This is a genomic window from Maribrevibacterium harenarium, assembly GCF_006385675.1.
GTDB lineage: Bacteria > Pseudomonadota > Gammaproteobacteria > Pseudomonadales > Marinomonadaceae > Marinomonas > Marinomonas harenarium.
Genome location: NZ_VFRR01000010.1, coordinates 96,450 through 110,646, shown reverse-complemented (window position 1 = coordinate 110,646; position 14,197 = coordinate 96,450). Strand labels below are relative to the sequence as shown.

Sequence of the window (14,197 nt, the reverse complement as noted above, 5' to 3'; positions counted from 1 at the left end):
CACTTGGGACGAGCTCATCAATGGAGACAAACTCTAGAGTCGATTGGGTTTGGGGGCGTTCTTTAAGCATAAGGCTATTATAAAAAGTCCCCGTACGAAGGCGAGGACTTTATCAGCAGTCTGACCAGCCCGAAGGCTGGCCAAGCTCCCTATCAAATCGTGAAATTTAATCGTTACAGGTGAGGTTTCTCAGTAGCGCTTTGGCTACATGTTGGCAAATAAACGCAGTTGCATGGTGTAGGCTTCTGGATCTGAAGTCGTACTAAACACATCGCCTTGGTAGGCGGCTGGGTTACGGTAGGCGGCTTGGGCATCGATGGAGAAATGACCAAAGTTATAGCCGATGCCAATGGGGGCTTGGATTCCGCTGGCGCCATATTGATTGCCACTGGTCATGGATTCCCAAGTCTCGCTGAAATAGCCAACTCCCACGTAAGCAAAGAAGCCTTCGTCCACCAAAGATGAACCCAACAAGAAGTTCACTTCCAGGCCAGAGTTATCGAACACGGAAGGGCCAGACTCACTGCCCTTGGTATAGCGGCCGCCGCCAAAATTGTAATAGTTGGTCTCTAAGGCAAAATTTTTCGCGGGGATAAGGCGGGCAGAGAATACGGGGGAATTAAAATTCACCGCGTAATCATCATGGGTTTCACTAACAAAACGCCCATGATAGCCACCGCCGATTTGGGCATGTAAATTCGTACCGACGCTCTCTGTCACCGTCGCTGGTGTTGGCGCTATCTCTACCGCTTCCTCGGCATAAGCTTGGGCAACGGCGACTGTAAAAAATAGCGGCATAATAAATGGATTAAATTTGTTCATAACGCCTCCGGGCGAATAGTCTGGTTGAACCGATTCGATAAAATGGTTATGGATCTAGTCGGATTAGTGGCTACGACTACCGCCACCGCCCTTATTACCACCAGAAGCGCCGCCATTTGAGGAGCCTCCAGAAGAGCGGCTGCCGCTGCTTCGCTCAGATCCCGAGGAGGCTGAGTTACTGTGTCCAGATGAGGACTTTGCGGAACCGCCGGACGAAGTCGAGCTGCTCTTTTTTTCAGTGTTGCTGCTTCTGTTCCCTGTCGTAGTCTGTTCTTGGTCTCGATCACGCTCTCGCTCTTGAGTGCGCTCATCTCGTTGCTGGTGGGCAACGTCTTGCTGTTGCTCACCGAACCAACGGGCCATGCGCCCCAGCAAGCCCGTACTCGCTGCCTGCCCTACGGCGCTAGCATGGTCGCTGGCAGGGCCTGTCGCTGCATCGCCACCAACCGAACTTTCTTCGGAACTAGTAGAAGCCGTTTCTTCAGCTGTGACGGATGTGCTGCTATCCGAGCCAACCGTTTCAGACTCAGTACTACTGCTTGCTGCCTCTTCGGCGGCTGCATCGGTGTTGGTTTGCACCATGGTATTTTCTTCTGTTGTGGTGGTTGTGCTGTCCTCGTCAGTTGCTGAGGAAGTAGAGGCTGCCGTCACCGATTCTTCTGTTGTGGTCGAGCCTTCTTCCTCGACCACCGTTTCCCCATGTACATCCGGCTGATAAGTCAACGCTAGGAGCCCTATCATCAGACTCATGGTGAATTTGATTTTCGCTTGTTTACGTCGTTGCGCCCGTGTCATCTGGCCTACCTCGCTGGAGTTGGGAGACATGCTTGGAAAAACTATTTGTGTGATTTTTTCCCACTTGATGTTTTTAGCTTATCGTGTGATTATTTCCCGCGTCAAGAAACTTTACGGATTTTTGACACAGCAAATATTGGCGACAGAGACCAGATCAGCGTTGGCAGAGCTGCAACGGTGGATATATTGACGCTGGCTCCCTAGAATATCGGTGAATCACAAGGTAAAAATATGTATGCCGACCATTGACCCACAACCCACTGACGACACCAGTCAGGACACGAAACAGCTTATCGCCAAGGCTATGAAAAAAGTGCTTGGCTCGTTGGTGCGTTTGTTGCTGCGTCAAGGTATTGACTATGGTGCGGTACAGGAATGGCTAAAACAGGCCTTTGTCGAGGAAACCCGCAAAGAGCTAGAGCGACGCGGTGAGAAAGTCACCCTAAGTCGTATCAGTGTCATTAGTGGTGTGCATCGTAAAGATGTGAAACGCCTGTCGGAAATTCAGGAGCAGGAAACTCCCCGCAACGAAAGAAGTTCAATCACCTCACGCTTGGTAAGTTTATGGCTGGGTGATAGCCAGTATTTGAATGAGCAGGGACAGCCTAAGTGCCTTAGTCGCAGCGGTGAAGACTCATTTGATGCTTTGGTGGAAAGTGTGAGCAAAGATGTCCGCCCCCGCACCATTCTTGATGATTGGCTGCAACGGGGTCTGATCTCTGGTAATGATCAACAGGGCTATGAGCTCAATGCTCAAGCCCTATACCCCTCGGAAGATCAGGCGACCAAAGTCGCGTTCTTTGCCCGTAATACCGCCGATCACATTGCCGCCTGTGAGCATAATTTACGGGGTGAATCCTCCCCCTTCCCGGAACGTTCCGTGTTTTACAACCACCTTTCTAAAGACTCCGTGGATGAGCTACAACAGCTCGCGAGCGAACAAGGCCAAGCGCTGCTAATTCGGCTCAATAAACGCGCTCAAGAGCTCGCCCGCCAAGATGATGCGCAAGGAGGCGGTGACCATCGATTTATTTTAGGCACCTATTTTTACCGGGAACAGGAGCGCAAGGATGATGCTTAACTGGCTTAAACTGATTATTGCCGCTACGGCCTTCGTCACTCTTGTTTGGGCAGGGGAAGACAGGGGCATCGGTGGCACCGGCAAATGGTTAGGCGCAGATGAGGAGCGCGGTCTCGGTGGCACAGGGGTGATTGGCACCTTGACCCAATTCGGTAGCATCTGGGTCAATGGCTTAGAAATCGAAGTCAATAGGCAAACTCACATTACCATGAATGGCATCCCAACCGAGGAAAGAGCCCTACGGCTTGGCCAGCAAGTAAAAGTACTAGCCCTACCAAACCCAGAAGGCAGCCGTTACCAATGGCGCGCCCAGCAAGTTTTAGTTGACCATGCGGTCATCGGCACCGTATCGCAACTCAATGACAATACACTCTGGGTGCAGGGGGTGAAGGTCGTTAGTGACCCAAACCGTCCCGGCGAGTGGCCGACGCTAGCCCTTGGTGACGGTGTAAAAGTGAGCGGATACTTCCATCACAACACCCTGTTTGCCACCGATATACAAACAGCATCGGTGGATCAATGGCAAATTTCGGCGCCAGTATCCCGCAACGCTTTGGGACAATGGCAAGTTGCTGGTTTACCACTACCTGAGGATGTACTGGAAGCTCAAGAAGGTGAAACGCTTACCCTGAGAGGAGAGTCAGATCAGGTACGTTTTATCCGCCATGACGACGGGGTTCCCTTTGCACAAGATGCGACGAAATATGTCATTGAGCGTCGCACCCCAGAGCGCAGCGAAACCATCCATATTGATAAACACAGACCGGAAAAAAATGGCCTTTCGGTTAAAGGTGGTAAGGGTACACCGACCTCCATGTTCGAGCTAATGGGTAGTGTGCCCAGCCATTCCAGTATAGATAAAGGGGATGCTAACGGACAAAACCAACTGCCCCGGGCCCGCTTTGAGCGTCGGCTAGACAGCCCAACATCTAGCAGAGCAAGCAGCTCGAACAAGAACCGCGACCAAACCATCAGTACTGGTAATCCAAGTGGTTCTGGTCAATCATCTCCTTCCAACGAGCGTTCAGCGTCTTCCAGAGAAAGCAGTCGCTCTTCCAATTCCGGCCCCAGTTCGACCAGTCGCGAGCACGGCGGCCCCTCAGCATCCAATAACGGACGGGGGGAACCCCCTAATCGTCGACACTAACGAGGATTTTCCATGACAACACCGGTGTTTTTCTCCTCTGACTTTCTACGCCAACATACTCAAGCCATCTTGAACTTTTACGAGCCAGTTGCCAAAGATCCTAGTGGTGGCTTTTTCCAGAACTTTCTCGATGATGGTACTGTTTTCGATGCTGATAACCGGCACTTAGTCTCTTCTTGCCGTTTTGTTTTTAACTACGCGGAGGCCTACCGCCGAGGTTACGGTGACCATTATGCCGAGTGGGCAAAACACGGTTTGTCTTATTTAGAAAGCCATCACTTTGTCCCAGAGACTGGCCATTACGCCTGGATGACCGGGGCAACGGACGACAAAACCGCCATGGCCTATGGTCAAGCCTTTGTGGTACTGGCGTATGCTCATGCCCATCTCGCCGGTCTTATCGACGCCCGCGACAAACTGCTACAACTCTTTGATTTGCTGGAGCAGCATTTCTACCAAGCTGAGTTCCAGGCTTACGCCGATGAAGCCTCAGGCGATCTGGCAACGCTCGATCCTTATCGTGGGCAAAATGCCAACATGCACATGACCGAAGCCTTCATTGCGGCTTACCGTGCCACCGGCGAGACGGTGTTTCTGGAACGGGCACAGCAGCTAGCTAAGCGCTTCGCTGGGGAATTATGTGACCTAGCTGGGGGCATGATTTGGGAACACTACAACCAACACTGGCAGCCCGACTGGCAACACAATATCGATAAGCCCGACGACCTATTTAAACCTTGGGGGTTTCAACCCGGCCACCAAGTGGAGTGGACCAAACTGCTGCTGCAATTGGATCAGCTGTCACCGGATACTTGGTATCAGGAACGGGCGCAAAGCTTGTTTGATCAAGCAGTGGTAAAAGGCTGGGATCACGACTTCGGCGGTTTGGTATATGGCTTTGCCCCGACCACCGGGGAATTTGCCGATTCCCAAAAATACTTCTGGGTTCAGGCGGAAGCCATCGCCGCCGCTCATCGCTTATACCAGCTTACAAAGGATAGCGCCTACCTCGATTGGTATAACCGCTTGTGGCAATACAGCTGGGATCACCTAATCGACCACCAACACGGTGCTTGATATCGCATCGTGTCCCGGGAAGGACAAAAGATCACTAATGAAAAATCCCCCATGGGTAAGGTGGATTACCATACCCTAGGTGCTTGTTGGGACGTGATGGATACCATGAAAATCACTGACCGCTAAACCAGAGTTCAGACGGTTACGTATAGCCAAGGTCAGGGTAATTTCTTTATCTCGACACAGGGCACAACCCGGACTAATAGGCTTATGGTTTGCTCTCTCGCGCAAACGGCTCTACCCGATATGAGTAGAGCCGTTTTTTATGGCTGCTAGAAGCGATCAACTCGCATGGCATGGAGGGAGATAGAAGCCGGTTGTTTTTGAATTTTCGCCAGCATCAGCTCCGCTGTGATCGCGGCGTGAGTTAACCCCAAATGCTGGTGACCAAAAGCAAATGCCAAACGGGGGAAGCTTGGATGTTGATCAATGACCGGCAAGGAGTCCGGCAAGGTCGGGCGATGCCCCATCCATTCTTCTACCTGGATGCCATCTTTGGTGACATCCGGTAGCAAGGCGGCGGTATGCTCCCGAAGTACCGCAAAGCGTTTCTGGATCGGCGGGAGCCGTACTCCACCAATCTCGCTCATGCCCACCGAGCGCAAACCTGATGCCAGCGGCGACATTACAAAACGACGCTCGGCAGCACCGATAACATGGTTCAGTAGTTGTTCTTGACCCGTATAGGTCACATGGTAGCCGCGCTCCGCCTCTAGGGGCACAGTGAGACCGACCTGTTCCAATAGCTGTTTACTCCAAGCACCGCCACAGATAATCACCTGTCCAAAGGCCTGTTGATCTCGGGCGAGATGCACTTCGATATTATGGGTGCCAGCCTGTAGGGACATCACATGTTCTTGAATGAATACCCCACCCCGCTCTTGAAACGCCTGATACAACAACTGACAAACCGTAAAAGGGTCGCTGACGCGGGTCGCTTTGGGATAGTACAAGGCATGGCTAATACGTTTGGCCAAAGTAGGTTCTAGCTCGGCTAAACGCGCCCCTTCCACATATTCACAAGGAATATTGAAACGCTGCATCTGGGCCAAATGCTCGCGGGCGTCGGTTTTTTTGCTCGGGTCTTCCCATACCAATAGATAACCATCGGAGATCAGGTGTTCTTCCCCACCCACATCTTGCATCAGTCTGTGCCATGCGGGAACCGCTTCCGCATTCAGTGACAGCAATGCCTTGCGGCTATACTCGGCGCGCTCATCACTGGAAGCCGCCACAAACTTGAGTAGCCAGGGTGCTGCCTTGGTAAAGTGCTTCCACGGCAGACAAACCGGCCCCTTCGGATCAAGCCAAAGTTTCGGTGCCATTTTCAGCACTTTTTTCGTTCCCAGTGGGTCCATCAATTCGGTGGCTAAGTAGCCAGCATTACCAAATGAAGCCGCTTTTCCCGGTGGATTGGAATCCAACAGAGTGACATGATAGCCCTCTTTTTGTGCCGCGAGCGCCGTACACAGACCCACCACACCGGCGCCGATAACCGCCAGATTGGGCTTGGTTGCATGGATCGAAGCAGCAAAAGGTGACGCTAAGGTTTGGTCTGACATACGCTAGTCTCTACAAAACAGGCAATCTGCCTAGGTTACAGTTCTGGATAATGGTTATTCAGCGGTGGCTGTTTCATAGGCAAGGATAGCGGCCGCCAAATCCTCCCGTGAATCACCGACCGATTTAAACAAGGTAATGGCTTGCTCTGGGTCAGCTAGCTGGTTGCGACCACTATGTTGCGCGCCACAAAGCTCGGTTAATTCTGCTTGAATCTGCTCCGGGCTAAAAGCGCCAGACTGAATCGGCAGGATCAAGTCGCCAGTCTCCACCAATGCCCCCGCACGGGTATCCACAAACACCGCCGCACGCTGCATCGCACTATCATCCACCTCACGCATGGTCGGAGTAAAGCTACCGACTAAATCCACATGGGTGCCGGGAGCAAGCCATTCACCGCGAATCACGGGCTCCGTTGCCATGGTGGCACAACTGATCAGATCCACCTGCCCCGCTACGGTAGCTAAATCGGTGTCCTCAACCACACGGGCATCCATCCCCTGTTCCAATAAATCGGCCACTAAGCTGGCGCAGTTCTGGGCGCTACGATCCCACACGTAAATGGTTTCAATGGGGCGCACACTGCAATGGGCTGGGATCAAGTTACGCCCCATACGACCGGCCCCGACCATCAGCATAGTACGGCTATCCGGACGGGATAAATAGCTGGATGCCAAAGCAGAAGCCGCCGCAGTACGTAGCCCGGTCAAGACATTGCCATCCATTTGTGCCAAGGTCTCGCCGCTGGCGCCACTGCTTAGGGTGTACAAACTCGTTAGCCCTGGTTTGCCCTTGGCGTTATTGCCAGGAAATACACTGACTTGTTTCACTCCAAGGTATTTACCCTCAATCCAAGCGGGCATTAATAGCAAAGTGGCCTGTGGCTCATTAGGAACATCGATAAAATGATGATGACGTACTGGGGCGATCACATCGGCAATAAAAATATCCCGCAATGCCTCCACTAATTGGGGCCATGGTAGAAAGGTTTGTAATTGTTCGGCACTGATATACATAAAGACTCCTCGCACTGGTTGCCTCCATAGTAGCAACCCTTTCACTATTGGAGTTGATCAAAACTCTGATTCTGTTCGCCAAAACTCTGGACTTGTTTTAGCATGAGGGAATAACACCCGTTCCACTGGATCATACCGTTACCGCGTCAGGATCATTTATGCCCAGTTGTATTCGTCACACCGTCATAGCGACCGCTCAAGGCACCCATTGCCATGAGTACGGCCAGCTATTATTTGGTTGGCAAGGGCAAATGGACTGTGAACTACCAACAACGGGGGTGCGTTTGATTCGGGGCAATTTCGCCATTTCTCCACAAGGAATGCCCCACGGCTTTTCAGGCAAAAATGAAGACTGTGCTCTAATCGTGGTGGACTTGCATCATCAAGACCCGCTCTTGCAACTGATCGAGGAACAGACCCAAACCAACTTGGCAGAGCTGTTGTTAAATACACCGCCTCAAGGCAAGCTGGCAGCAGATATGTTGCCCCTGTTGGAGTTCGCGGCAAAGCGACTCACCAACGCGACCCCAACCCAGCAACAGCGTCTCAGCCAGCAGCTACTCCCCATGCTGTTAGGGGAACTGGTGACGATGAAGGAATGGGCACCAAATTTACGCGCCACGTTGCAACAACGACTCGATGTAAGCGCCCTTGAGCATATCGCCCGACAGCACCCCGGAGACACCATCAGCAATGGGACGCTAGCGGCTTATTTCAATCTAAGCGAAAGCCACTTTTACGCCCTATGTCAGCAACAACTCGGCTGTAGCCCACAAAAGTATTTACTACGTTGCCGCCTGCAAATGGCGAGGGAAGCATTGCTCAATACGTCTATTCCAGTGGCGGTACTGGCGAGCGAATTTGGTTTTGCCAGCACTTCGGCCTTCTCTCGCGCTTATAAAAAGCATATGGGGGTGTCTCCCGCGCAAACCCGGCAAGGTGGTTAGCACAAACGGTCACAGTTGTACTGTTGGTTCTGTTTTCACACAAAGAGTCTGATTCCCCTGAACCCTAACGATATTATCCCGACTCGCAGTTACTTCTTGGGAAGAGGTAAATAACCCAAAGCGGACTTTAAAGACCTTACTCGTTTTAGCAGGAATCGTTGGCACCAATCCTAAATCCCACTGGTGACGGCGGTTATAGGCATAGGAAGTCCCCGGTTCAATACCAACCACATAGCCCTGTTCTCGGGTGTCTACATTCTTCCACAAGGTGAGCACTGGCAAGGTATCGACCGCATAAGCCACCTCGATGCCTTGGGTCTGATCCGCATTTTCTAGCAAGGCATAAGCAGTACCCTCCTCGTCTGCTAACGCTTCGATATTAAAGACCATCTCATCAAAATCTTGGGTTGGCGCTGGCATGGTCATCCAAGTCTCGAGACCCGTCCCTGCATACTCATTAAATGGAGCTATTTGTTTGCCTGTGATATGCAGCCGAGCGCCAGGCTGCAGAATCGGGGTACCGAAGTTATTGTGATAGATCGCCTGGTAGGTATTGTCATAGCTGGCAAGATTGTAAAGGGTGTCTTCTACCTCTAGGTATGGGGAATCAGGCGCTGCGCTCAAGCAGGTATGCAGGGCAAAATTAGTAAATTTAAAGCGCTTTTCATCCACTCGACCACGTAAACGCACTTGATAAGGCGGGGTCAAGTCTACTTCGAGTATCACCTCATCCGCTGGAGTGTTTTGGATACGTCCATGCAAGGTGAGAAACTCGCCTCGATCTTCCCCTGGGTGCCCGGCCCATTGATAGCCGCAGCGCACCAGCATTTCATTAAATCCATCAAGCCAACCGAGGCCACCAGCTGACTCTTGATTGATAAAACTAGGATGTACCACCTCCGTCACTGGGGAGTCCCAACCAAAACGCACCTGGTCCCGTTGCACGTCCAGAATCGCCATCCCACGGGTTGGTACGACGCGAATCTCCTTATCGCCGACCATTAGGGTCAATAGGCGCGAACCCTGTTGTTTACCACCAACCAAGCATTGTTGCCGAACAGCTATCGGTACGCCTTCTGGTAGACCTAGCTGTGCCCCATTTAATTGAAAATTACCCAAATCAATGCCGTGTTGGGACGAAAGGATCGTCAAGGTAAATGTGGCGTTTGCCGTCATGGAGCTCACCTATATGGGGACAAGGAAATAAAAACGAGTCTGTGATCATAATGCCGGGCCCCCTCCGTGTCTGTAACATATCTTTGCGACCTCCCTTGACTCCTGCGTCGAGCAACGTATTTTGGATACATATTTTCAATAGGTAGAGCAGGTACTCGAAATGGCACGTTCGATTTTGGCAGGCGCCACCCAAGGCAAACTTATCGTCACCAACGAAGGTTTGAGCTTTTGGGGCGGAGTAAACCCTCACACTGGTGACGTATACGATACTCATCACCCATTACACGGCCAAAGCCTAGCTAATAAAATCCTGATGCTGCCCACTAGCCGTGGCTCCTGCTCTGGCAGTGGGGTTTTGCTGGAATTGGCGCTCAATGGTATCGCCCCGGCAGCGTTGATTTTCCGAGAAGCAGAGAGTGTGTTAACTCTAGGAGCCCTCGTGGCCGCTAATTTGTTTGATAAAACCATTCCAGTGCTACAGGTGAATCAGCAGGAGTGGGAACAACTTAGTGCCTGGGATGGGGAACACGTCCAAGTCAGCTTTGAGCAACTGCACTTACCTGATGGTGCTGCGTTGCCCCTTTCAACGACGCCTAGCACAACATTGCAGTTGAGCGAGCAAGATCAAGCCATGCTAACAGGCGAGCATGGACCTGCGGCACAAATCGCCATGCGCATCCTGTGCGCGATGGCGCAAAACGCTCAAGCAGATCAGCTCATTGATGTGAGCCAAGGTCATATTGATGGTTGCATCTACGCCAGTCCAGCGAACCTAGTATTTGCCAATATGTTCAAAGAGTTAGGCGCCAAAGTGCGGATCCCCACCACCATGAACGCCATTTCTGTGGAAATGGCCCACTGGCGGGAACAGCAAATGGATAGTGCTTTTGGCACCGGGGCTGCGGCACTAGCGCAAGCTTATGTGGATATGGGGGCGATGCCTTCGTTCACTTGCTCCCCATACCTACTAGAAGATAGGCCAAAAACAGGCAGCAATATCGGCTGGTCAGAATCCAATGCGGTGATCTTTGCCAACAGCGTACTGGGGGCCAAAACCGATAAACACCCAGATTTTCTCGACCTGTGTATTGCCCTAACCGGACGGGCGCCCTATACGGGCATGTACCTACCCCAGTCACGTACAGCCACCAAGATCATAGCTGTAGCTCACTTTGATCAAGTCGATGATAGTTTCTGGCCGTTATTGGGGTATATAGTGGGGCAGTTGTCCCCTGATCGGATTCCGCTGATTACCGGTGTCGATCACCTTGCCCCCAGTGAAGATGACCTCAAAGGCCTATGTGCGGCCTTTGGCACCACCTCGGGGGCACCTATGTTGCATGTGGCAGGCATCACTCCAGAGTGCCATTTGGTCGCCACCGATGCGGTCACGGTGCCATTAACTTGGGAAGATTTACTCCAGGCCTGGCAGCACTTTAACCCTAGCGCTACCGCTATCGACCTCGTGGCGTTAGGTAGCCCCCACTTCTCCCTAGAGGAGTGTCGCACCCTAGCCCATTTGATTACTCAAGAGGGGGCAAGTACTAACCAGAATCTCGCCCAAGGCATCATTACCCTTGGACAAGCGGTGAAACAACAGGCTACGGCGGAGGGGCTGGTGGCCATTATTGAAGCCGCCGGCTTTCGTTTCCATACGGATCTTTGCTGGTGCTCCATCAGCGAACCCGTGTTTCCTACCTCGGCAGCAACCGTACTCACTAACTCCGGCAAATATGCCCATTACGGGCCAGGGCTCAGCGGCCGCAAAGTACATTTTGCAGGGTTAGCCAGCTGCCTTGCTAGTCTGCGCTGCGGTGAATTTTCCGCTACCCCGCCTAACTGGTTGGCGGTATAACGGATTGGCTCAATGGTTGGTTTGTTCTGCTTTTGGGGTACTGGAAAGTAAATCGATAAGATTGCTTTCCAACCAATCCACCAACTCGAATACCTTCCCACCAAACTGTATCCCGAAGTCGGTGAGTTGGTATTCCACATGGGGTGGAACGACAGGATAAACGATACGGTCCACAAAGCCGTCCGCTTCCAGCTGCTGCAGGGTTTGGGCTAGCATCTTTTCGCTGACGCCATCGATTTGTTTACGAATTGCACTAAAGCGTTGGGGCTCCCCATTGCGCAATACAAAAAACACCAGTAATCCCCAGCGGCTGGTGACGTGTTTTAGTACCTCTCGGGAAGGGCATTTGGTCGATAACACATTACCCCGATCAAAGCTGCCCATTAGGTTGTCATTTGTTTGCACACTATTTTTCATACTTACCTTTTTGTACGTACTTACTTTTTGTAAGTGTTGAGTTTACCTTATGCCCATCGAATGCAAAACATATTTTTACTCGTAAGGAGAACAGCATGATTTTAGTAACAGGTGCAACCGGTCAATTAGGTCAACTTATTATCGCTAGCCTATTAGAGCGCGGCGTGGCAGCAGATCAGATCGTTGCCGGCGTTCGCAGCCCAGAAAAAGCAGCGGATTTGGCGGCACAAGGCATTGTGGTGCGTCACTTTGATTACACTCAACCTAGCGTGCTTGAAACCGCATTAGCCGGCATCGAGCGTTTAGTACTGGTATCCTCCAGTGAAGTGGGTCAGCGCGCAGTACAACACCAAAACGTAATTAACGCGGCGAAACAAGCTGGCGTAGCGCTAATTGCTTACACCAGTATCTTACATGCGGACAGCTCGCCACTTGGTTTAGCCGAAGAGCACAAAGCGACAGAACAAGCTTTGGCGGAATCAGGCGTTGCCCATGTGATCTTGCGTAATGGCTGGTATTCAGAAAACTACACCATGGGTGTTGGTATGGCTCTGGAGCATGGTGCTGTTTTAGGCTCCGCCAAAGATGGCAAATACGCCACCGCTAGCCGTAAAGACTATGCCGAAGCGGCTGCCGTTGTAGTCGCAACTGACGGTCATGCAGGCAAAGTTTACGAATTGGCTGGGGACACGGCGTTCACCTTGGCAGAATACGCTCAATACATTGCGCAAGCTGCTGGTAAACCCGTGGTCTACCAAGACCTGCCAGCAGAGGAATACACCAAGATTCTAGTGCAAGTTGGCTTGCCAGAAGGCTTTGCCGCGCTGTTGGCAGACTCCGATGTAGGTGCCAGCCAAGGTGGTCTATTTGACGATAGTCGCACCTTGTCAACACTGATTGGTCGCCCAACCACGCCAATTCAAGACAGTATCAAAGCGGCACTAGCCCAGTAACACGACAGTCGGTCAGGCCTCTCCCCTACTGACCAACATTTTGGTAACAAGACAACAGGGTCTGCCAACACAGACCCTGTTTTTCTTGGTTGTAGCCGTGGCATACTGGCTTTATCCCTAAGCCAACCCATGGATGCCCTATGTCAACGCCTCATCATGACCCTATTTTCACCGAGCGATTTGCCGAACAAAGCCCGCAGCAGGGAGCCTTGTCTGGCGTAACAGTGGCCGTCAAAGACAATTTGGATGTGGCAGGCTATCACACTCGGGCCGGTTCATTGCTCTTAGGTCATACACCCGCCAAGCAAGATGCCGAGGCGGTAGCAAGGCTAAGAGCCGCTGGAGCGGAGCTAATAGGGCATACCAATATGACCGAGCTAGCCTATTCTGGACTAGGGTTGAACCCCCACTTTGGCACACCGGCAAACCCCCTCTTCCCCGACCGCATTCCCGGGGGCTCCACCAGTGGTGGCGCGGTAGCAGTAGCAACTGGACTGGCTGATGCAGCATTGGGCACCGACACCGGGGGGTCACTACGTATCCCCGCCGCATTTTGTGGTTTAGTTGGCTTTAAGCCGACTCAAGAAAGTGTCCCCAGCCAGGGCTGTGTTCCCCTTTCAACTAGCTTAGACAGCATCGGTCCCATGGCGAAAGACGTAGCCACCTGCGAACAGCTATGGCGGGTACTAAGTGGGTCGAATCAAACCGCTGGGCAGCTAAACGACTTAGAATTTGTGGTGCCGAGCAATTTCGGCTTAGACCAATTGGACGAGGCAGTAGCCACTGGTTTTTGGCAAGCCATCGAGACCCTGAAACAACAGGGGGTAGAAATCCAAGAGCGACCACTGGCCATACTGGAGCACTATAAGAAATTACCTGTCTGGCAGTTTGCCGCCGTCGAAAGCGCCAGACACTTCGCGCCGTTGTTCGACTTAAATTCGGAACAACTTGATCCACGAGTACGCCGACGCATCGCTCGGGCAGCTAGCGTGAGTCCAGAGGAATTTGCCCAAACCCAGCAGGATCGTTTGGCATGGATCCATTCCTATACAGAGACCCAAGCCAATACCATCCTACTATTGCCTACCGTCGCCTGCCTGCCACCACGCTTCGAGCAGGTTTCCCGTGACGAAGATTTCGACCGCCTCAACCTACTGTGCCTACGCAATACCAGCCTCGCCAATGTATTGGATGGTTGTAGTTTGTCGCTACCGCTTATCAGTCACCCTGGCGTTGGCTTACTGCTTACCGCCGTAGGCAAAAAGGATGCGGAGTTACTGGCGTTGGGCGCAGCCTGGGAAACTTTACTAACGAACTAAGCCCCTCTGGTGTGAAGTCAGTACTTGGCGAT

The 14,197-nt window shown here is 52.1% G+C and carries 13 protein-coding genes; 7 read left to right on the top strand and 6 right to left on the bottom strand.

The features are described from left to right. Positions 1-204: 204 nt before the first annotated feature. Complete coding sequence (locus tag FJM67_RS07105; RefSeq protein WP_140588089.1) at positions 205-822, bottom strand: hypothetical protein; 618 nt, start codon at positions 820-822, stop codon at positions 205-207. 63 nt (positions 823-885) lie between these two features. Further along, positions 886-1,617: a hypothetical protein gene (locus tag FJM67_RS07100; protein ID WP_140588088.1), complete on the bottom strand. Its 732-nt coding sequence runs from the start codon at positions 1,615-1,617 to the stop codon at positions 886-888. A 235-nt stretch (positions 1,618-1,852) separates the two neighbouring features. Here FJM67_RS07100 and FJM67_RS07095 point away from each other — a divergent pair, with 235 nt between their 5' ends. The 3 genes from FJM67_RS07095 to FJM67_RS07085 are packed head-to-tail and all read left to right on the top strand — an operon-like array spanning position 1,853 to position 4,922. Next, positions 1,853-2,698, top strand: coding sequence for a DUF6502 family protein (locus tag FJM67_RS07095; protein WP_140588087.1), 846 nt, complete (start codon positions 1,853-1,855; stop codon positions 2,696-2,698). After that, the gene (locus FJM67_RS07090) at positions 2,688-3,845 is read left to right on the top strand and encodes a DUF5666 domain-containing protein (protein ID WP_140588086.1); all 1,158 of its coding nucleotides are present in this window, start codon (positions 2,688-2,690) and stop codon (positions 3,843-3,845) included. The genes FJM67_RS07095 and FJM67_RS07090 overlap by 11 nt, the downstream gene beginning before the upstream one ends. Before the next feature lie 12 nt (positions 3,846-3,857). Beyond that, complete coding sequence (locus FJM67_RS07085) at positions 3,858-4,922, top strand: AGE family epimerase/isomerase (protein ID WP_235890008.1); 1,065 nt, start codon at positions 3,858-3,860, stop codon at positions 4,920-4,922. A gap of 272 nt (positions 4,923-5,194) precedes the next feature. Here FJM67_RS07085 and FJM67_RS07080 read toward each other — a convergent pair whose 3' ends face one another. Further along, on the bottom strand, positions 5,195-6,484 hold the full coding sequence (locus tag FJM67_RS07080; RefSeq protein WP_140588085.1) for an NAD(P)/FAD-dependent oxidoreductase: 1,290 nt from the start codon (positions 6,482-6,484) through the stop codon (positions 5,195-5,197). Positions 6,485-6,538: 54 nt separating this feature from the next. Further along, complete coding sequence (gene lhpI, locus FJM67_RS07075; protein WP_140588084.1) at positions 6,539-7,498, bottom strand: bifunctional Delta(1)-pyrroline-2-carboxylate/Delta(1)-piperideine-2-carboxylate reductase; 960 nt, start codon at positions 7,496-7,498, stop codon at positions 6,539-6,541. Positions 7,499-7,656: 158 nt separating this feature from the next. Between lhpI (FJM67_RS07075) and FJM67_RS07070 the strand changes: the two genes are divergently transcribed. Further along, positions 7,657-8,445: an AraC family transcriptional regulator gene (locus tag FJM67_RS07070; protein ID WP_140588083.1), complete on the top strand. Its 789-nt coding sequence runs from the start codon at positions 7,657-7,659 to the stop codon at positions 8,443-8,445. Positions 8,446-8,454: 9 nt separating this feature from the next. Here FJM67_RS07070 and FJM67_RS07065 read toward each other — a convergent pair whose 3' ends face one another. Further along, complete coding sequence (locus tag FJM67_RS07065; RefSeq protein WP_140588082.1) at positions 8,455-9,621, bottom strand: aldose 1-epimerase family protein; 1,167 nt, start codon at positions 9,619-9,621, stop codon at positions 8,455-8,457. Between the two features lie 160 nt (positions 9,622-9,781). Between FJM67_RS07065 and lhpI (FJM67_RS07060) the strand changes: the two genes are divergently transcribed. Then, entirely contained in the window at positions 9,782-11,476 is a 1,695-nt protein-coding gene (lhpI, locus tag FJM67_RS07060) for a cis-3-hydroxy-L-proline dehydratase (RefSeq protein ID WP_140588081.1), read from the top strand. Positions 11,477-11,485: 9 nt separating this feature from the next. Here the strand turns inward: lhpI (FJM67_RS07060) and FJM67_RS07055 are convergent, their stop codons facing one another. Continuing rightward, a complete protein-coding gene (locus tag FJM67_RS07055) occupies positions 11,486-11,881 on the bottom strand; it encodes a winged helix-turn-helix transcriptional regulator (protein ID WP_268888262.1) in 396 nt (131 codons plus the stop codon). Between the two features lie 107 nt (positions 11,882-11,988). On the opposite strand from FJM67_RS07055, the gene FJM67_RS07050 reads away from it, so the two are divergent. Further along, positions 11,989-12,846, top strand: coding sequence for an SDR family oxidoreductase (locus tag FJM67_RS07050; RefSeq protein ID WP_140588079.1), 858 nt, complete (start codon positions 11,989-11,991; stop codon positions 12,844-12,846). 140 nt (positions 12,847-12,986) lie between these two features. Next, positions 12,987-14,165 carry an amidase family protein gene (locus FJM67_RS07045; RefSeq protein ID WP_140588078.1) on the top strand — a complete coding sequence of 393 codons (1,179 nt, stop codon included), beginning with the start codon at positions 12,987-12,989 and terminating at the stop codon, positions 14,163-14,165. The last annotated feature ends 32 nt before the right edge of the window (positions 14,166-14,197 follow it).